Genomic DNA, 19,108 nt, shown 5'->3' with positions numbered 1-19,108 from the left:
CTCGCCCTCTCCACGATTCAGATCTGAGTCAGCGCCCAGAACCCCACCGCATAGCAGGCCAGCGCGAGCAGCAGCACCGGGATCGCCACCTTCGCGGGCGGCCCGGGCCGCCGCCGGGCCCGCCTGCCGCGGTGCTGCGGAACCGGCGGCGCCGACGGTGGAACCTGCGGGACCTGAGCGGTGTATGAAGCAGTAGAGGGATCAGCACGCGGCTGGGGGGAGGACAGGACATGCGTGAGGTCGTGAGGGGAGGAGTGCTGGGGGGAGGAGTACATGGGCGGCTGGTACTGGCCGCCCTGATGGGCCTCGGCTGTCTGATGCGCCTGGTCCGCGTGGTCGGCCTGGCCCGCCTGGTGTCCGTACGGCGCCTGCGGGGGCGGCAGATGGAAGCTGCCGGTGTCCGACATCGGGAACGGGGACGGAGTCGGAGTCAGGGGCGGGGAAGCCGGCGGGGCCGGAGTCGGGGTGGGAGCTGGGCCGGCAGTCGGGGCCGGGGTCGGCCGGGAGACGATGCCGTGCCGCGGATCCACGGGTACGGAGTCGGTGCCGGGCCAGGCCGAGTCGGGACCCGAGCCGCTGACACTGCCGATACCGGTGTCCAGGTCGTTCTCGGGTTCGGGGGACCCGCCCGACGAGGGAGTCGTCGTCGACCCCGTGTCCACCCCGGAAGCCCGCTTCAGCGGACCCTCGGGCGCGAACTCCGAAGGCAGCGGCCCGATTTGGTCGAAGATCTCGATCAGCTCGTCGTCGGGCCCGGGCTCGGGCAGCAGCTCCGCGGCCGCGGCGAGCGCCTTGCGTGCCCCTGTGGCGGTGCGGAAGCGGGCCTGCGGATCGGGCTGCAGCAGCATCGCCACGACCTGCCACAGCGCCTCGGGGATGCCCTTGGGCGCCCCCGGAGTCCCATGCTCCGCGAAGTACTGCACCAGCGCCTTGGAGTCCGGCTTGGCCCCCTCCAGCAGATACAGCGCCACCAGTCCTACGGCGAACAGGTCGGCGGGGAAGTCCGGTTCGGCGCCCATCATCTGCTCGGGCGCGAGGTAACCCGGCGTCCCCACCACGAGGTTGGTCTCCGTCAGGCGTGCCTCGCCCAGCCGCATCGCGATGCCGAAGTCGGACAGACGCAGACGGGGGCGGGCCGTGCCGGTGGCTTCGAGGAGCAGGTTGGCGGGCTTGATGTCCCGGTGCACGACACCTTCCGCGTGCACCGCGGCGAGACCGGAGAGGAGCTGGTCGAGCAGCGTGCAGACGAACGCGGGGGGCAGGGGACCGTAGTCCCCGATGAGATGGACGAGCGAGCCGCCGGCCACCAGGTCCATGGTGAACAGGACCTTGTCGTCGTCGGCGGCCCAGCTGGCAGGCGCGAGCACATGGGGGTGGTCGATCCGCAGCGCCTGTTCCCGGACGAAGCGCAGCAGGGAGTGCGCGTCGCTCTGCTGCAGGACCTTGGCGGCCACATAGCGGCGCCGCCGGTGGTCCCAGGCGCGCCAGACCGCGCCGACACCGCCGCGCCCGATCGGGTCGACCAGTTCGTACCGGCCGGCGAAGACCTCACCCATGGCTGTGCGTCGCTCCTCCCCCTTCGGCTACCTCCGTTGCTTCCCCCGAGACGAGCGATACGACTCCCCCTCGTGGCAGTTCCTCATGGCACTCCCACTCCCTCGCGGCTGTTCCGCACGTGCTCCCGGTGAGCGGCACGACCCCCTCGTGCTTTTCACCGGCCGCGTGCCCGGCTGCCGAACCCCCGATCGGCGGCCGGGCCGTAAGGCTCAGCTCTGGTGGGACTGGTAGTGCGCGACCGCGTCGGAGGTGCGGCCGGCGCCGTACACCCGGAGGAACTCTGCCAGTTCGGGGTGGGTCGGGGCGAGGGTGTCCGCCGCGTCGATGATGTCGCCCGCGGCGGCCACCGAGCGCAGCAGCGACTGGATCTCGCGGACGACCCGCTTGACCGTGGGCGCTCCCGAACTGCTCGTCGTGGTCGTGGTGTTGCTGAGCACCGAGCCCCCCTGGGACTTCTTGATCTCGTCCATGCGCTCGGTCGCCTCGGCCGCGCTCACGCTGCCGTCCGCGACCTGTCCCGCCAGGTCCTGCAGCAACTGCACCCGCTGGACCACCGCGGGATTGCCGATCTTCGCCCGCTGACCGCTCATCAGCTGGGACAACATCGGCGCGGACAGTCCCAACACCCCCGCGAGACGAGCCTGGTTGAGCCCAAGATCGTCGATGAGCTTACGGAAGAGCGCCCCCAAAGGCTCCCCGTACCAATTCCGCTGCAGCTCCCGCGCTCTGGCGGTGGCTTCCTGCTGTGCGGCGTCCATTGCGTCTCCCCATCGCTTCCCCAAAACCGCGGTTCGCTCTAGCGAACCACGCCGAGCATCTTACGGAGAGTGGTCGTTCACCGGGACCCCCAAATTTTTGCGAGATACCCGGGGTGACCCGGTACGCTGGTCTCCGAAGCTCGCCGGTGTGTGGTTCTGCCGGTCGGACGCTTCTCTAGCGGGGCCTTAGCTCAGTTGGTAGAGCGCTGTCTTTGCATGGCAGATGTCAGGGGTTCGACTCCCCTAGGCTCCACATCCCGCACCGGCCGGTCGCCCTCAGTGGCGTCCGGCCGGTGTTTCTTTGTGCCCTAGAGGTGACGTGCGTCACGTAAAGGGCGACTCTTCGTTGCAGTTGTTTGCGCAAATATCGGCGCCGGGTGGAGTCTGCAGGGCGTCGTGCCGGCCGTCGGCGCGATGTGGGGATGATGTGCCCGCGTGTGCGGGAGGTGTGTGAGCTGGTGTGAATGCGGACGCGTAATCGAGGGTGTGCGGTCCGTTAAGGGAGTCTGTGTGCTGCTTGTACACCTGGGGCGTTGCAAACGTCATCGCGGCAACTTGCGTAAATCAAGAAGTCGGGGGGTTCGTCGAGGCCGGTGATGGGCCGCGACTGTTCCACGTGAAACCCCGGGACTGTTCCACGTGAAACATCGCTGCGGGGCAGGAGACCCTCAAGTCTCCTGCCCCGCAGCGATGTTGAAAGTGCGTCGGACGTCAGCGGTGTTCGTCGTTCTCGACGGCTTCGTCCTCGGCCTGCTTGGCCTCGACCTCGGGGTCGAGCACGGCCTCGGGGCTGCCGTCCACCGAAGTGAGGTGTCCCGTCTCGGGCACCTCGGTCGCGGCGGGCGGCTCGACCAGCCAGTCGGGGTTGGCCTGCTTGTCCCACCACTTCCAGGCGGCGAAAGCACCGCCCGCCAGGATGCCCAGAACGGCCAGCCCCTTCGCGAGCCGGCCGGCCCTCGCCCGCCGCTCGTGCTTGCGGACCAGCTTCTGGATCTCCTTGGGCGAGACCTGTCCGCGCAGCGCGGCGAACGCGGCCGCACCGCGGGCGGCGGCCTCGTCCTTGACCGGGCCCGCGGCGGCGACCGCCTGCTCGATCCTCGGCCGTGAGTACTCGGCGGCCTGCTGGGCAGCCTTGCGGGTACGGACGGCGGCTTCCTGGGCGGCCTGGTCGACCTTCGGCGGTACATGAGTGCGGGCCTGCTCAAGGCGCGGCACGACATGGGCGCCGTACTGGACGCGGGCCTGGTCTGCGGCCAGCGACACCTTGGGCGCGAGTCGTACGCGTGCCTCATGGGCGTAGTACGAGGCCCTGTCCTTGGCCGTGTCGGCGTAGGGCGCCACCACTTCCGCGGCGTGCAGCACGCTGTCCTTCGCCGATCCGGTCGCGGAGCGCACGCTGTCGATGCGGGTCACGAGTTCCTCCTCCTCGGTGGCGTACGGTTCTTCGTCTATCCACCCAATTACGGATCATGCCTGTCAGAGAGCGACGAGGCATGTGAGGGCGGGCATCCGGGTCACGATCACGTGCAATAACGGATGAATACGCGGGAACGGGGGGTTGTCGTCGACAATGCCACGGATCCCGGTGCCGTGCCCCTGTCCCGGACCCACTCGGCCGGATTTCCGCAAGCGGATCCTGTGGAAATGCCCCGAGAGAAGGCCGTCGGGCGACGGGGTGCAGCGAGCGTGCGAGGATCTGGGAGTCACAGGAAGACAACGGAAGGCAGACCGTGGCCGAGCAGCTCTACGCCACCCTCAGGACCAGCCTCGGCGACATCGAAGTCCGGCTGCTGCCGAACCACGCGCCCAAGACGGTCAAGAACTTCGTCGAACTCGCCACGGGTGAGCGGGAGTGGACCAACCCCACCACCGGTGAGAAGGCCGCGGCCAAGCTCTACGACGGTACGGTCTTCCACCGGGTGATCAAGGGCTTCATGATTCAGGGCGGGGACCCGCTGGGCAACGGCACGGGCGGCCCGGGCTACCAGTTCGAGGACGAGTTCCACCCGGACCTGCGTTTCGACAAGCCCTATCTGCTGGCCATGGCCAACGCCGGGCCGGGCACCAACGGCTCGCAGTTCTTCGTCACCGTCTCCCCGACGGCCTGGCTGACCCGCAAGCACACCATCTTCGGTGAGGTCACCGACGCGGCGAGCCAGAAAGTCGTGGACACCATCGCGGCCGCCGACACCAACCCGCGCACCGACCGTCCGGTGAAGGACGTCATCATCGAGTCGGTCGTCGTCGAGACCCGCTAGGGCCGGACAGGTCCCAGGGCTGTACGGGCCCCGGGTCCCAGGGTTGACACCAGTACTTACCGCCGGGAACCAAACGCCCCGTTCATCCGTAAGGATGGGCGGGGCGGTGCATTGCGTACGAAGGATTGAGGGGACCCCATGGACCAGGCGCCAGGCAGCCCGACGGGCCCGGAGGAGCAGCGGCCCCCGGACGGCCAGAGTCTGCCGGTCTGTTATCGCCACCCGGACCGGGAGACCGGCGTCCGCTGCACCCGTTGCGAGAAGCCGATCTGCCCCGAGTGCATGGTCAGCGCGTCCGTCGGTTTCCAGTGCCCCGAGTGCGTCCGCGGCGGCTCCGGTACCGGGCACGCCCCGACCGCGGCCCAGCCCCGGACGATCGCCGGTGGCACGGTGGTGGCGGATCCCCGGCTCGTCACCAAGATCCTGATCGGTCTCTGCGTCGCCGCGTATCTGGTCCAGCGGGTGGTGGGCGACCGCTTCACCGAGCATTTCGAACTTCTCGGCCAGGCCTACGTCCCGCTCTTCGGCTCCGTCGAGGGCGTCGCCGAGGGCCAGCCGTACCGGCTGCTGACCGCGATGTTCCTGCACGCCAGCCCGATCCACATCATCTTCAACATGATGAGCCTGTGGTGGATCGGCGGGCCCCTGGAGGCGGCCCTCGGCCGCGCCCGCTATCTCGCCCTGTACTTCGTCTCGGGCCTCGCGGGCAGCGCGCTCACCTACCTCCTCGCCGCCCCGAACTCGCCCTCGCTCGGTGCCTCCGGTGCCATCTTCGGGCTCTTCGGCGCTACCGCGGTCCTGATGCGCCGGCTCCGGTACGACATGCGGCCGGTCATCGCCCTGCTGGTGATCAACCTGATCTTCACCTTCGGCTGGGGCAACATCGCCTGGCAGGCCCACATCGGTGGCCTCGTCGCCGGTGTGATCACCGGGTACGCGATGGTGCACGCCCCGCGGGAGCGCCGGGCTCTGATCCAGTACGGCACCTGTGCGGTCGTACTGGTCGTCGCCGTGGTGTTGACGCTGATCAGGACGGCTCAGCTCAGCTGATATCAAACCGTTGTCCACAGTGCGTGGCGGATCTTGTGCATACCGTGGAGAACAGCTGTGCCCCCTGTCACTGACCCGTGTTTATGCAGGTCAGGCAGGGGGCGAACAGGCTTGCGGTTGCCGGTGTGTCAGTCACACCAGCGTCAACACCCGGTGGGTTATCCACAGATCGTCGTTCTTTTTCCCCAGGCCTGCTGTGGATACTTCTCTGGCCTGTGGATAACTCAGCGGAAAGTCGTGGGCAGAGCTGCGTTCACCGGGTGGTGGCCGCAGCTTCGACCGCTGCTCGCGCCGCTACTTCCACTGCGTGGAGACGCCGAACCCGGCGGCGATGAAGCCGAAGCCCACCACGATGTTCCAGTTGTCCAGGCTGTCGATGGGCATGGAGCCGTCGGTGACGTAGAAGACGACGATCCATGCCAGCCCGATGACGAACATGGCCAGCATGACCGGAGCGACCCAGGCACGGCTGTTCAACTTGATGGCGGTCGCCGCTTTCGCCGGCGGCGGCGTGTAGTCGGCCTTCTTGCGGATACGTGACTTCGGCACGAGGGTCTCTCCTGTCGATGCGCTGCGTGGCCGCGCAGGGAACTGGGGCGGGCTCCGGGGCAGCGTACAAGGGGACACTGAGTGCTCCCCCGGGCGTCCGTTAGCGTAGTGCTTCCGCGGCGCCGAAGGAGATAAGGGTACGTTGAGCAATTCTGCCGACTCCCCCGGGACGGGTACCAGTCCCGCCCGTATCCGCCGTTTCCGTCCCGTGCGGATTCTCACGGTGGCCGTCTTCGCCCTCGCGGGGCTCATCTTCTTCACCAGTTTCAACACGGCCAAGGGCACCAACATCCGCACGGACGCCTCTTTGCTGAAGCTGTCCGACCTGATCCAGAACCGCAGCCAGAAGAACGGCCGGCTGAACGACGCCAACGGAGTCCTGCGCGACGAGGTCGACTCCCTCCGCAAGGAGGACGACACCAGCACCGGGGCCGACGACAAGAAGCTCACGGCCCTGGAGAAGACCGCGGGCGCGCAGCAGCTCAAGGGCAAGGCCCTCACCGTCACCCTCAACGACGCCCCGCCCAACGCTACCGCCAAGCTCCCCGGCTACCCCGAGCCGCAGCCCGACTACCTGGTCATCCACCAGCAGGACCTCCAGGCCGTCGTGAACGCCCTCTGGCAGGGCGGCGCCAAGGGCATCAAGGTCATGGACCAGCGGCTGATCGCGACCAGCGCCGTGCGCTGCGTGGGCAACACCCTGATCCTCCAGGGCCGGGTCTACTCACCGCCGTACAAGATCACGGCCGTCGGGGACCCGGGGAAGCTGCAGGCGGCGCTGACGGCGTCCAAGGCGATCCAGAACTACAAGGTGTACGTCGACGTCTACGGGCTCGGCTGGAAAGTGACCGACGACGGGACGGTGACTCTTCCCGGGTACTCGGGCACAGTGGATCTGCACTACGCGAAGCCAGTGGAGTAAGCGGCCGTACGGGAGCTGCCGGTGCGCGTGATCGTCAGGAGCGTCAGCGAACTCTGCATCACCGTGGGCACCCTGATCGTCCTCTTCGTGGTCTACGTGCTGTTCTGGACCGGCGTGAAGGCCGACCGCACGATGAGCGACCAGGTCGAGCAGTTACAGAACCAGTGGTCGCTGCAGACCGCGCACCCGAAGGCGTCCCCCGCGCCCGCCGCCTCGGCCGCTCCGGCGAGACCGGTCGCGTACAAGGACGGCAAGCCTTTCGCGATCATGTACATCCCGCGGCTTGGTTTCACGTGGAACAAGCCGGTCCTCGAGGACACCTCCGTGAACACCCTGAAGAAGGGGCTCGGGCACTACGCCGGCACCGCGCAGTTGGGGCAGGTCGGGAACTTCGCGGTGGCGGGGCACAGGCGGACGTACGGCAACCCCTTCGTGAACTTTCCGGAGCTGCGGGTGGGCGACGCGGTGGTGCTGACGGACGGGACCACCTGGTTCACGTATCGGATCGACAAAGGGCCTTACAAAACAGTGCCCACCGACATTGAGGTGATCGATCCTGTGCCACGTAAGTCCGGGTACACGGCCTCGGGCCGCTATCTCACGCTGACCACGTGCGATCCGGAGTGGGGGCACAGCCACCGGCTGATCGTCTGGGCCCATCTCGACTCCACACAGCCTGTGGAGGCCGGGAGACCAGCCGCGCTGCGCCGTTAGTCTGGTGACGTACGGCGTGAGTCTGGTGCCGTGGCGCGACGGAAGGGACGGCATGTACGGCTGGATCTGGCGGCATCTGCCGGGCAACGTGTGGGTCAAGGCGCTCATCTCGCTCGTCCTTGCCCTGGCCGTGGTCTACATCCTGTTCCAGTACGTCTTCCCGTGGGCCGAACCGCTGCTGCCCTTCAACGATGTGACGGTGGACAACCAGTGAGCGCACGGATTCTCGTCGTCGACAACTACGACAGCTTCGTCTTCAACCTGGTCCAGTACCTGTACCAGCTGGGCGCCGAGTGCGAGGTGCTGCGCAACGACGAGGTGTCGACGGCGCACGCCCAGGACGGCTTCGACGGCGTCCTCCTCTCGCCCGGCCCCGGCACCCCCGAGGAGGCCGGCGTCTGCATCGAGATGGTGCGGCACTGCGCCTCGACCGGGGTCCCCGTCTTCGGCGTCTGCCTCGGCATGCAGTCGATGCAGGTGGCCTACGGCGGTGTAGTGGACCGCGCCCCCGAACTGCTGCACGGCAAGACCTCGCTCGTCGAGCACGAGGGCAAGGGCGTCTTCGCCGGACTGCCCTCGCCCTTCACGGCGACCCGCTACCACTCGCTGGCGGCCGAGCCGGGCACGGTCCCGGCCGAACTGGAAGTCACCGCGAGAACGCACGACGGCATCATCATGGGCCTGCGCCACCGCGAACTGCCCGTCGAGGGCGTCCAGTTCCACCCGGAGTCGGTGCTCACCGAGCACGGCCACCGGATGCTGGCCAACTGGCTGGTGGAGTGCGGCGACCAGGGGGCCGTGGCGAGGTCGGTGGGGCTCGCCCCGGTGGTGGGCAGGGCCACGGCGTGACCGCGCTGCGCCCCGAGCGCGAGTCCGAGGCCGCGTACGGGGAGCAGGCGTACGCGGAGCAGGGCGGCGGGTTCGACCAGTGGCACGGCGCGCGGGCGCAGGGTGCGCCCGGGGTGCCGTACGGTCCGATCGACGAAGAGACCGTCGCGCTGCGGCTTTCGGACCTCCCGCAGGAGGGGGCGGGCCACGGCCGGTCCATATCGGCGTCTGACGCCCCATCCGCCTCCTCCGCCACAGGAACCCCCACGGGCGGGCGTGCGGCCCGCAGAAAGGCCGCCAAGGGGCGGCACGGGCGTCATGGGGGCGCCGGGGCGGCGGAGGAGACCGCCGAGGCCTCCACGGCGTCGGAATCGGCAGCGGCTCCGTCCGGCTCCGGCGCGCCCCTCTCGCGGGTCGAGGCGCGGCGGCGGCAGCGGGCGAACAAGCCGGGTGCCGCGGTCGTCGCGAGCCGGGCGATCGGCGAGGTGTTCATCACCACCGGCGTGCTGATGCTGCTGTTCGTCACCTATCAGCTGTGGTGGACGAACGTACGGGCGCACGCGCAGGCCGGCAGCGAGGCGAGCCAGCTGCAGAACGACTGGGCGAGCGGGAAGCGCGCGCCGGGAGAGTTCTCGCCGGGGCAGGGCTTCGCCATCCTGCACATCCCCAAGCTGGACGTCGTGGCGCCGATCGCCGAGGGCGTCAGCAACAAGAAGGTGCTCGACAAGGGGATGGTCGGGCACTACAGCGAGGGCGCCCTCAAGACCGCGATGCCGGACGCGAAGACCGGCAACTTCGCCCTCGCCGCGCACCGCAACACCCATGGCGAACCGTTCCGGTACATCAACCAGCTCAAGCCGGGCGACGAGGTCGTGGTGGAGACCCAGGACACCTACTACGTCTACAAGATGACGAAGACGCTGCCCGTGACGTCGCCGAGCAACACCAGTGTCATCGACCCCATCCCCAAGGGCTCGGGCTTCACCACGCCCGGCCGCTACATCACGCTGACGACCTGTACGCCGGAGTTCACCAGCAAGTACCGGCTGATCGTCTGGGGCAAGATGGTCGAGGTACGGCCGCGCAGCAAGGGCAAGCCGGATGCGCTCATCGAGTAAGGGCAGATGAACGTGGCAGCGACCACCGACGACACCGAAGAGCAGACCGACACGCCCGCGCCCCCACCGGACCGCCCCCGCGGCTCCGGCCCGGTCGCGACGGCGGTCAGCGTCTTCGGTGAACTCCTCATCACGGCGGGCCTGATCCTCGGCCTGTTCGTCGTCTACTCCCTGTGGTGGACGAACGTCGTCGCCGACCGCACGGCCGACAAACAGGGCGACAAGGTCCGCAACAACTGGTCCAAGGACAAGGACACCGGCCCCGGGGCCCTCGACACCAAGGACGGCATCGGCTTCCTGCACGTGCCCGCCATGAAGAACGGCGAGGTGCTGGTCGAGAAGGGCACCGAGACGAGCGTTCTGAACGACGGCGTCGCCGGCTACTACACGGACCCCATCAAGGCCGCCCTCCCGACCACCGGCAAGAACGGCAACTTCACCCTCGCCGCCCACCGCGACGGCCACGGCGCCAAGTTCCACAACATCGACAAGCTCAAGAAGGGCGACCCGATCGTCTTCGAGACGAAGGACAAGTGGTACGTCTACAAGGTCTACGACATCCTTCCCGAGACCTCGAAGTACAACGTCAAGACCCTCGCCCAGATCCCCGCGGAGTCCGGCAAGAAGAAGCCCGGCCACTACATCACGCTGACGACCTGCACGCCGGTGTACACGTCCCGGTACCGGTACGTGGTGTGGGGCGAACTGGTCCGCGTCGACAAGGTGGACAGCGCGCGGACACCGCCGAAGGAACTGCGCTGAGACCGCTGCCGGTTCGCTGACACGACGGAGCCCCGGCACCCTTCTCAGGGTGCCGGGGCTCCGTCATGCCGTGCCGGTGCCGCTATCCGGAGTTGCCCCCGAAGAAGCCGCCGCCACCGTTGTTGTTGCCGTTGCCGGTGCCCACGCTGGTCAGGGTGATCTGCGTGTTGCCGGGGTCGTTCACCTGGTTGCCCGAGCCCGGGTCCTGCTGGGTCACGATCGCGTTGTCGCCCTGATCGCTGTTGTCGGCGAACTGGATGTTGGTGAAGCCGTTCTGCTGCAGGATCTGCTTGGCGTTCGCCACCGTCTGGCCGACCACGTTCGGGACCTGGGTCTGGGAGACCTTGCCGATCTGGATGTTGACCGACGAGTTCTTGTCGACCTGCGTCCCGGCCGTGGGCGAGGTCGCGACGACCTTGCCGTTCAGGTTCGTGTCGGTGGTCGCCACCTCGGTGCAGTTGCCGACGAGGTTGTTCTGCTGCATCTGCGCCTTGGCGTCGTCACAGCTCTTGGCGCTGACGTCCGGGACCGTGGACTTCTCCTCGGCCTTGGCGACGGTCAGGGTGATCGTGGTGCCCTTCTGGACCTCGGTGCCGAGGACGGGGTCCTGCTCCAGGACCGTGCCGGGGTCCTCGCCGGACACCTTCTCCTTCTTCTCCACCTTGAACTGGTACTTGTCGCCCGTGAGCGTCGAGGAGGCGTCGTCGAAGCTCTGGCCCACGACACTCGGTACGACGACCTTCGGCGCCCCGGTCGAGACGACCAGGTTGATGGTGTCGCCCTTGTTGACGTTGGTGTTCGCCTTCGGGTCCTGTGAGCAGACGCTGCCCTTCGGCGCGTTCTCGCAGGCCTTGCGGGTGGGTTCCGCCAGCTTCAGGCCGGAGTTGACGGCCATGGTCTGCGCGGTGGCGTAGGTCTGGCCGACGAAGTTCGGAGCCCCGAACGGCTTGTCCGCGCCCCCGCTGCCGCTGAACGCCCACTTCCCGATCAGGATCGCGCCCACCAGCACCAGGACCGCCGCCACGACCAGCAGGATCGTCGAGGTGTTCGACTTCTTCTTCTGCTGGCGGCGCCGGTCGGGGCGGTCGTCGTAGCCGAAGCCGCCGTCGTCCGGGTTCATGGGGGGCAGCATCGTCGTGGCGCCGGCGTCGGAGCGCAGGGCCGTCGTCGCGTGGTCGTCGCCGTAGCCGCCGTAGCCGACCGAACCCATCGCCGCCGTCGCCGCGACCGGCTGGCCGTCGAGGCAGGCCTCGATGTCCATGCGCATCTCGTCGGCGGACTGGTAGCGGTAGTTGGGGTCCTTGGTGAGCGCCTTCAGGACGATGGCGTCCATCTCCGGCGTGATCTCCGCGTCGAAGACGCTCGGCGGCTGCGGCTCCTCGCGTACGTGCTGGTACGCCACCGCCACCGGGGAGTCGCCCACGAAGGGCGGCCGTACCGTCAGCAGCTCGTAGAGGAGGCAGCCCGTCGAGTAGAGGTCCGAGCGGGCGTCGACCTGCTCGCCCTTCGCCTGCTCCGGGGAGAGGTACTGGGCGGTGCCGATCACCGCGGACGTCTGCGTCATCGTCATGCCGGAGTCGCCCATCGCGCGGGCGATGCCGAAGTCCATCACCTTGACCTGGCCGGTGCGCGTCAGCATGACGTTGGCCGGCTTGATGTCGCGGTGGACGATGCCGTTGCGGTGCGAGTACTCCAGCGCCTGGAGGATGCCGATGGTCATCTCCATGGCCCGCTCCGGCAGCAGCTTGCGACCGCTGTGGAGCAGCTCACGGAGCGTGGAGCCGTCGACGTACTCCATGACGATGTACGGGATCGAGACCCCGTCGACGTAGTCCTCGCCCGTGTCGTAGACCGCGACGATCGCGGGATGGTTGAGCGAGGCGGCCGACTGGGCCTCCCGGCGGAACCGGGCCTGGAAGGAAGGGTCGCGCGCAAGGTCGACGCGCAGCGTCTTCACCGCCACCGTGCGGCCGAGGCGTGTGTCATGGGCGAGGTAGACCTCCGCCATGCCACCACGGCCGAGCACCTGGCCCAGCTCGTACCGGCCGCCGAGGCGACGCGGCTCTTCCATAGTTCCCTACCAGCCCTCTCCGTCGGTCCCGACCCGCACGGATGTGCGGTCGGAGGCTAGCCGTCCGGGCCTACCGTACCCGGCTGGCTTTGTGTGACCTGGCCAAGCCCGTCACCCGATACAGGACCGGTATCGCAACGTGCACCGATGTGAAGGGGACGTGAGCGGAGTCACTTCTTGCTGTCGATGACGGCCTCCATCACGCTCTTCGCGATCGGGGCCGCGAGGCCGCCGCCGGAGATGTCGTCACGGTTGGCCTTGTCGTCCTCGATGACCACGGCCACGGCGACCGGCGAGCTGCCGTCGGCGTTCTTGGCGTAGGAGAGGAACCAGGCGTACGGGTTCTCGCTGTTGTTCTCGCCGTGCTGGGCGGTACCGGTCTTGCCGCCGACGGTCACGCCCGGGATCTTGGCGCTGGTGCCGGTGCCCTTCTCGACGACCGTCTCCATCATCGACTGCAGGATCTGCGCGTTCTTCGACGACAGCGGCTGGCTGAGCTCTTCCGGCTCGGTCTGCGCGATGGTGTCGACGCCCGACGACTGGAGCTTGTCGACCATGTACGGCTTCATCAGCTTGCCGTCGTTGGCGACCGCGGAGGCGACCATGGCCATCTGCAGCGGGGTCGCGGCGGTGTTGTACTGGCCGATCGAGGAGAGCGCGGTCTGCGACTGGTTCATGTTGTCGGAGAAGACCGAGGAGCTGGAGCGGATCGGCGTGAACTGCTCGGTGTCGAAGCCGAACTTCTTCGCCTCGGCCAGCATCTTGGCGTTGCCGAGGTCGGCGCCGACCTTGCCGAAGACGGTGTTGCAGGAGTACTGCAGCGCGACGCGCAGGGTCGCGTTCCTGCAGGGGATGTTGCCCTCGTTCTTCAGCTGGGTCGTGGTGCCCGGCATGACCCACGGCAGCGGCGAGTTCGTGGCCTCGTCGGCCGAGGAGTACAGGTTGTTCTCCAGCGCCGCGGACGCGGTGACGACCTTGAAGGTGGAGCCCGGCGGGTAGGTCTCGCGCAGCGCCCGGTTCAGCATCGGGTCGTCCGGGTCGTACTTCTTCTGGAGCTTCTGCCAGGCCTTGGCGTCCGTGGTGGTGGAGTTGCCCGCGAACGTCGAGGGGTCGTACGACGGGTAGGACGCCAGCGCCAGGATCTTGCCGGTGGACGGGTCGAGGGCGACGACCGCGCCCTTGCCGCCCTGCTTCTGCAGCCCGCTCCACGCGGCCTTCTGCGCGGCCTCGTTGAGGGTGGTGACGACATTGCCGCCGGACTTCGTCTTGCCCGTGATCATGTCGAGGGTGTTGCGGAAGAAGAGCCGGTCGTCGGTGCCGGAGAGGATGCCGTCCTCGATGGACTCCAGCTGGTTGGCGCCGAAGGCCTGCGAGGCGTATCCCGTGACCGGCGCCCACATCGCGCCGTTCTTGTACGTGCGCTTGTACTTCAGGTCGTTCAGGCCGCTGGTGCTGGTCTCCGTGGAGCCGGTGATCGGGCTGCCGTCGACGATGATGTCGCCGCGCGGGGTGGAGTAGCGCGCGATGGTGACACGGCGGTTGTTCGGGTCGTCCTTGAGGCTGTCGGCCTTGACGTACTGGAGCCAGTTGTCGCGCAGCAACAGCGTCAGGACCAGGAGGCCGCAGAAGAGCGCGATCCGGCGCAGGGGCTTGTTCATGACGGGCGGACCACCTGGGTCATCTCGGCGTCGGGGCTGGGGGCCGGCGCGGGGGCCGGGCGGCGGGCGGTGTCGCTGATGCGGATCAGGATGCCGATCAGCGCCCAGTTGGCGATGACGGAGGAACCGCCGTACGCCACGAAGGGCATCGTCATACCGGTCAGCGGGATCAGGCCCATCACGCCGCCCGCGACGACGAAGACCTGCAGGGCCATGCCACCGGAGAGGCCGACGGCCAGGAGCTTGCCGAAGGGGTCGCGCGCGGCGAGGGCGGTGCGGACACCGCGCTCCACGATCAGGCCGTAGATGAGCAGGATCGCCATGATGCCGGCGAGGCCCAGTTCCTCGCCGAAGGTGGCGAGGATGAAGTCGGAGTTGGCGGCGAACCGGATGAGGTCGGAGTGACCCTGGCCGAGACCGGTGCCCAGCGTGCCGCCGGAGCCGAAGGCCCACAGGGCCTCCATCGACTGCGCGGAGTGGCCGAGGACGGTCTTGCTGAGCGTGTACTCCTTCATCGGGTTGAGCCAGGCCTGGACGCGCTGCTGGACGTGCGACTCGAAGCTGGCCACGCCGACGGCGCCGGCCGCGGACATCAGCAGACCGAAGACGATCCAGCTGGTCCGCTCGGTGGCGACGTACAGCATGATGATGAACATGCCGAAGAACAGCAGCGAGGTTCCGAGGTCGGTCTCGAAGACCAGGATCAGGATCGAGATGAACCAGACGACCAGGATCGGGCCGAGGTCGCGGCCGCGCGGCAGGTAGAGGCCCATGAAGCGGCGGCTGGCCAGCGCGAGCGCGTCGCGCTTCACCATCAGGTAGCCGGCGAAGAAGATCGCGAGCACGATCTTCGCGAACTCACCGGGCTGGATGGAGAATCCGCCGACCGAGATCCAGATCTTCGCGCCGTAGATGTTGGCGCCGAGGCCCGGCACCAGCGGCAGCAGCAGCAGGACGAGCGCGCCGACCATGGAGATGTACGTGTAGCGCTGCAGGGCGCGGTGGTCCTTGAGGAAGATCAGGACGACGGCGAACAGTCCGATGCCCATCGCGGTGTACAGCAGCTGCCGGGGCGCCGCGTTGCCCGCCTGGTTGATGGACTGCAGCAGCTTCGACTGGTCGAGCCGCCAGATGATGACGAGTCCCATGCCGTTCAGCAGCGTCGCCAGCGGCAGGAGCAGCGGGTCCGCGTACGGCGCGAACTTGCGTACGGCCAGGTGCGCGACGCCGGCCAGCAGGCCGAGGCCCAGGCCGTAGCTCAGCAGCCCGGACGGCACCTGGTCGTTGATGGCCAGGCCCACGTTGGCGTAGGCGAAGACCGGGATGGCGACGGCGAAGATCAGGAGCGCCAGCTCGGTGTTGCGCCGGCTCGGTGCGCCGATGGAGCCGATCGTGGACGTGTGGTGCGACGGCGTGTTGGTAGAACTGCTCATCGTGTGACGGGGCCTCTCACGGCTTGCCTATTACTTGCTGCACTGCGAGACGACCTGCTGCTCTTCCTCCGAAAGGCTGGGACCGGGGCTGGGAGTCGCAGACGGGGTCGGGGACGGGGACGTCGAAGTCGTGGTCGAAGGAGACGGCTTCGGCGTGGCCTTGGACGTGAGCGAGGTGCTGGTGGTTCCCGTGGTGTTACCGGGCTTGCTGGCGGCACTCTCCCGCTCGGACTCCTTCTTGCACGCGGAGGCCTGCACGGCGAGGTCGTCGATCTTCTTCTGGGCGTCCTGGAGACCGCCCTCGGCGATCGTCGCCTTGACCTGCTTCTGCTGGTAGGGCGGGAGGTACTTGAGTTCGATGTCGGGGTGGTCCTTCTCCACCTTCGACAGCGAGACCCAGGCGAGATCCTGGCTGATGCCCCGGTACAGGGCGACGTGTTCGCCGTTGGCGCCGACGAAGTACTGCGTCTGCGTCCAGCGCCAGCCGCCGTAGAGGCCGCCGCCGATGACCGCGAGCGCGAGCACGGTGTAGAAGGATCTCTTGAACCACTTGCGGCCCTTGGAGGGCTTCACGAAGTCGTCGTCGGTGTAGTCGCCGAAGCTGCCCTCGGGGACGTAGCCGGTGGTGTCGCCGGAGCCGGGCGGGCCGAACTCGCCGCCCCCGCCGTTCTGCCCGGGCACCTGGCGGCCGAGGCCGGAGGCGCGGCCCGCCGGGGTCTGCATGATGGTGTTGTCGTGCTGGTGGAGCTGGTTCTCGGCGACCGCGCCGACGATGACCGGGGTGTCCGACAGCTGCGCGGCGAGGGTGTCGCCGGTGTCGAGGTCCAGGACGTCGGCGATGATCACCGTGATGTTGTCGGGGCCGCCGCCGCGCAGGGCGAGCTGGATCAGCTCCTGCACGGTCTCCTGGGGGCCCTGGTAGCTGGCGAGGGTGTCTTCCATCGTCTGGTGGGAGACGACGCCCGACAGCCCGTCGGAACAGATCAAGTACCGGTCGCCGGCGCGGACTTCACGGATCGACAGGTCCGGCTCGACGTGGTCGCCACTGCCGAGCGCGCGCATGAGCAGGGCGCGCTGCGGGTGGGTGGTGGCCTCTTCCTCGGTGATCCGGCCCTCGTCGACCAGCCGCTGCACCCAGGTGTGGTCCTGGGTGATCTGGGTCAGCACGCCGTCGCGCAGCAGGTACGCGCGCGAGTCGCCGACATGGACGAGGCCGAGCCGCTGCCCGGTCCACAGCAGGGCGGTGAGCGTGGTGCCCATGCCCTCCAGCTGGGGATCCTCCTCGACCATCATCCGCAGCTGGTCGTTGGCCCGCTGCACGGCGGTGCCGAGCGAGGTGAGGATGTCGGAGCCCGGCACGTCGTCGTCGAGCGAGACGATGGTCGAGATCACCTCGGAGGAGGCGACCTCACCGGCGGCCTGGCCGCCCATCCCGTCGGCGATCGCGAGGAGACGTGGACCGGCGTAGCCGGAGTCCTCGTTGCCCTCGCGGATCATGCCTTTGTGCGATCCGGCGGCGAAGCGCAGTGACAGACTCATGCGCACCTCGCCCGTCGGCTCCGGGTACATCCGCACGGTGCCCACCCTCCGGTCGGGAGCGCGCCGGGGTCCGCCAGGCGGTCCGCCGCTGCGTGCTCGCTCCGCTCGCTCATTTTCGTACTACTTCCGCAGCTCGATGACGGTCTTGCCGATGCGGATCGGCGCGCCCAGCGGAATCGGTGTGGGGGTCGTCAGCCGGGACCGGTCCAGGTACGTGCCGTTCGTGGATCCGAGGTCCTCGACGATCCACTGGCCGTCGCGGTCCGGGTAGATCCTGGCATGACGGCTGGACGCGTAGTCGTCGTCCAGCACGATCGTCGAATCGTGCGCCCGGCCCAGGGTGATGGTCTGGCCCTGGAGGGCGACGGTGGTGCCGGTGAGGATTCCCTCACTGACGACGAGTTTGGTGGGGGCGTTACGGCCCCGCCGGCCGCCCCCGCTCGGCTGCTGCTGGCGCTGCTGCGGAGGCGCCGCCTGCCGGGCGGCCTGCTGCTGCGGTCGTCCGGCTTCCCGTCGCGAGCCGCGCTGTGTGACACGCGTTCCGAACAGGTCGCTGCGGATGACCTGCACGGCCACGATCACGAACAGCCACAGTACGGCCAGGAAACCCAGCCGCATGACCGTGAGGGTCAGCTCTGACATTGCCCCCGCTTCACCCTTCGGCTTGCCGGTAAATGATGGTGGTGCTGCCCACGACGATCCGCGAGCCGTCGCGGAGCGTAGCGCGGGTGGTGTGCTGCCCGTCCACCACGATGCCGTTGGTGGACCCGAGATCCTGGATCGTCGAGGGCGTTCCGGTCCGGATCTCACAGTGCCGGCGGGATACGCCGGGGTCGTCGATCCGCACGTCGGCTTCGGTGCTGCGGCCCATCACCAACGTCGCGCGGGAGATCTGATGGCGGGCGCCGTTGATCTCCACCCAGTACCGCATCCGTGCGCCGGCCGCCGGGGCGGCGGGCGCGGGCTGGAGGTACGGCGCCGAGCCGCGGCCGCCGGGCGGCGGTGCGGCCGGCATGGGCGGCGGGGCGCTCGCGGGCGCGGCGGCGGGCGGATAGCCGTACCCGCCGGCCCGGCCCGCCGCCGGCGGTGCCGCCGGAGCGGGGGTGCCGGGAGCCTGCTGGTTGGTGGAGGAGGCGAGCGTACGGCTGCGTACCCGGTACAGACCGGTGTCGAGGTCGTCCGCCTTCTCCAGGTGGACCTTGATGGGTCCCATGAAGGTGTAGCGCTGCTGCTTGGCGTAGTCGCGCACCATGCCGGCGAGCTCGTCACCGAGCTGGCCGGAGTAGGGGCTGAGCCGCTCGAAGTCCGGCGTGCTCAGCTCCACGATGAAGTCGTTGGGTACGACGGTCCGGTCGCGGTTCCAGATCGTCGCGTTGTTGTCGCACTCCCGCTGGAGCGCGCCGGCGATCTCGACGGGCTGGACCTCGGACTTGAACACCTTGGCGAAGGTGCCGTTGACCAGACCTTCGAGGCGTTGCTCGAACTTCTTCAGGACTCCCATGGGGCACCTCCTCCGTCGTTGCCGCACTGGCTGTCGTACCGACCGCCGTGCCGGCTGCCGTGGTGTCTGTCGCGGTGTCTGTAGTGGTGATTGTCGTGCTGACTGCCTTGGTACTGCTTACTGATCGTATCCACGCGCCGGTAAATCGGCTGGTTCCCCCTTGTCGGCCCGGTCGAACTCCTTCTGCCACTACTCCCTGGCAGTACTCCCGTCAGTACTCCTGCCCAGGATCGTAGAGGGGGCCGCAGACAAGTGTCCCGCACCTGACTGTGGACCTTGGCCGCCTCCTGGGGAGATGGCGGTTACCGGTACGAGGTTGATACGTGAACCGGTCCACGTTGATACGTGTGTTGATACGTGGCGGGGGGTGGGGGGCGTTCGGAGGGGGAG

Annotated in this window: 18 protein-coding genes and 1 tRNA gene; 9 read left to right on the top strand and 10 right to left on the bottom strand. The window is 68.3% G+C overall.

The genetic code is table 11. The features are described from left to right. Positions 1-17: 17 nt before the first annotated feature. On the bottom strand, positions 18-1,556 hold the full coding sequence (locus tag OO69_RS39240) for a serine/threonine-protein kinase (RefSeq protein ID WP_033285722.1): 1,539 nt from the start codon (positions 1,554-1,556) through the stop codon (positions 18-20). Between the two features lie 210 nt (positions 1,557-1,766). Then, positions 1,767-2,315, bottom strand: a complete 549-nt coding sequence (locus tag OO69_RS39235; RefSeq protein ID WP_019055167.1) for a helix-turn-helix domain-containing protein — start codon at positions 2,313-2,315, stop codon at positions 1,767-1,769. Between the two features lie 180 nt (positions 2,316-2,495). On the opposite strand from OO69_RS39235, the gene OO69_RS39230 reads away from it, so the two are divergent. After that, positions 2,496-2,568, top strand: a tRNA-Ala gene (locus OO69_RS39230). Positions 2,569-3,026: 458 nt separating this feature from the next. Here the strand turns inward: OO69_RS39230 and OO69_RS39225 are convergent. Continuing rightward, the gene (locus OO69_RS39225; RefSeq protein ID WP_033285721.1) at positions 3,027-3,728 is read right to left on the bottom strand and encodes a DUF5324 family protein; all 702 of its coding nucleotides are present in this window, start codon (positions 3,726-3,728) and stop codon (positions 3,027-3,029) included. 317 nt (positions 3,729-4,045) lie between these two features. On the opposite strand from OO69_RS39225, the gene OO69_RS39220 reads away from it, so the two are divergent. Both OO69_RS39220 and OO69_RS39215 read left to right on the top strand, forming a co-directional pair. Then, positions 4,046-4,573, top strand: a complete 528-nt coding sequence (locus OO69_RS39220) for a peptidylprolyl isomerase (protein WP_033285720.1) — start codon at positions 4,046-4,048, stop codon at positions 4,571-4,573. A 138-nt stretch (positions 4,574-4,711) separates the two neighbouring features. Next, on the top strand, positions 4,712-5,623 hold the full coding sequence (locus OO69_RS39215; RefSeq protein WP_033285719.1) for a rhomboid family intramembrane serine protease: 912 nt from the start codon (positions 4,712-4,714) through the stop codon (positions 5,621-5,623). Positions 5,624-5,917: 294 nt separating this feature from the next. Here the strand turns inward: OO69_RS39215 and crgA are convergent, their stop codons facing one another. After that, positions 5,918-6,172: a cell division protein CrgA gene (gene crgA / locus OO69_RS39210; protein WP_033285718.1), complete on the bottom strand. Its 255-nt coding sequence runs from the start codon at positions 6,170-6,172 to the stop codon at positions 5,918-5,920. A gap of 142 nt (positions 6,173-6,314) precedes the next feature. On the opposite strand from crgA, the gene OO69_RS39205 reads away from it, so the two are divergent. From OO69_RS39205 to OO69_RS39180, 6 genes are read left to right on the top strand one after another with little or no spacing between them, the layout of a single operon-like run. Next, a complete protein-coding gene (locus tag OO69_RS39205) occupies positions 6,315-7,094 on the top strand; it encodes a DUF881 domain-containing protein (protein ID WP_078652769.1) in 780 nt (259 codons plus the stop codon). A 21-nt stretch (positions 7,095-7,115) separates the two neighbouring features. Then, positions 7,116-7,808, top strand: a complete 693-nt coding sequence (locus tag OO69_RS39200; protein WP_033285716.1) for a class E sortase — start codon at positions 7,116-7,118, stop codon at positions 7,806-7,808. Positions 7,809-7,824: 16 nt separating this feature from the next. Further along, the gene (locus OO69_RS39195) at positions 7,825-8,022 is read left to right on the top strand and encodes a hypothetical protein (protein ID WP_026150117.1); all 198 of its coding nucleotides are present in this window, start codon (positions 7,825-7,827) and stop codon (positions 8,020-8,022) included. After that, complete coding sequence (locus OO69_RS39190; RefSeq protein WP_019055175.1) at positions 8,019-8,657, top strand: aminodeoxychorismate/anthranilate synthase component II; 639 nt, start codon at positions 8,019-8,021, stop codon at positions 8,655-8,657. Before OO69_RS39195 ends, OO69_RS39190 begins: the two co-directional genes overlap by 4 nt. Next, positions 8,654-9,754 (top strand): class E sortase, encoded by a 1,101-nt coding sequence (locus OO69_RS39185; RefSeq protein WP_033285715.1) that lies wholly within the window; start codon positions 8,654-8,656, stop codon positions 9,752-9,754. The genes OO69_RS39190 and OO69_RS39185 overlap by 4 nt, the downstream gene beginning before the upstream one ends. A 6-nt stretch (positions 9,755-9,760) precedes the next feature. Further along, complete coding sequence (locus OO69_RS39180) at positions 9,761-10,516, top strand: class E sortase (protein ID WP_199811117.1); 756 nt, start codon at positions 9,761-9,763, stop codon at positions 10,514-10,516. Positions 10,517-10,598: 82 nt separating this feature from the next. On the opposite strand, the gene pknB is transcribed toward OO69_RS39180, so the two are convergent. The 6 genes from pknB to OO69_RS39150 form a co-directional block, all read right to left on the bottom strand. Further along, a complete protein-coding gene (gene pknB, locus OO69_RS39175) occupies positions 10,599-12,587 on the bottom strand; it encodes a Stk1 family PASTA domain-containing Ser/Thr kinase (protein ID WP_033285714.1) in 1,989 nt (662 codons plus the stop codon). A gap of 170 nt (positions 12,588-12,757) precedes the next feature. Continuing rightward, positions 12,758-14,245, bottom strand: a complete 1,488-nt coding sequence (locus OO69_RS39170; RefSeq protein ID WP_033285713.1) for a peptidoglycan D,D-transpeptidase FtsI family protein — start codon at positions 14,243-14,245, stop codon at positions 12,758-12,760. Then, on the bottom strand, positions 14,242-15,678 hold the full coding sequence (locus OO69_RS39165; protein ID WP_033285712.1) for an FtsW/RodA/SpoVE family cell cycle protein: 1,437 nt from the start codon (positions 15,676-15,678) through the stop codon (positions 14,242-14,244). Before OO69_RS39165 ends, OO69_RS39170 begins: the two co-directional genes overlap by 4 nt. 30 nt (positions 15,679-15,708) lie before the next feature. Then, positions 15,709-17,247 carry a Stp1/IreP family PP2C-type Ser/Thr phosphatase gene (locus OO69_RS39160; RefSeq protein WP_199811120.1) on the bottom strand — a complete coding sequence of 513 codons (1,539 nt, stop codon included), beginning with the start codon at positions 17,245-17,247 and terminating at the stop codon, positions 15,709-15,711. A gap of 90 nt (positions 17,248-17,337) precedes the next feature. Then, entirely contained in the window at positions 17,338-17,859 is a 522-nt protein-coding gene (locus OO69_RS39155; protein ID WP_019055182.1) for an FHA domain-containing protein FhaB/FipA, read from the bottom strand. A gap of 10 nt (positions 17,860-17,869) precedes the next feature. Continuing rightward, entirely contained in the window at positions 17,870-18,718 is an 849-nt protein-coding gene (locus OO69_RS39150) for an FhaA domain-containing protein (protein WP_033285710.1), read from the bottom strand. Positions 18,719-19,108: the final 390 nt, after the last annotated feature.

Origin of the sequence: Streptomyces sp. NRRL F-525 (assembly GCF_000716605.1) — a bacterium.
Lineage (GTDB): Bacteria > Actinomycetota > Actinomycetes > Streptomycetales > Streptomycetaceae > Streptomyces.
This window is presented reverse-complemented; position numbering and strand designations above follow the sequence as displayed.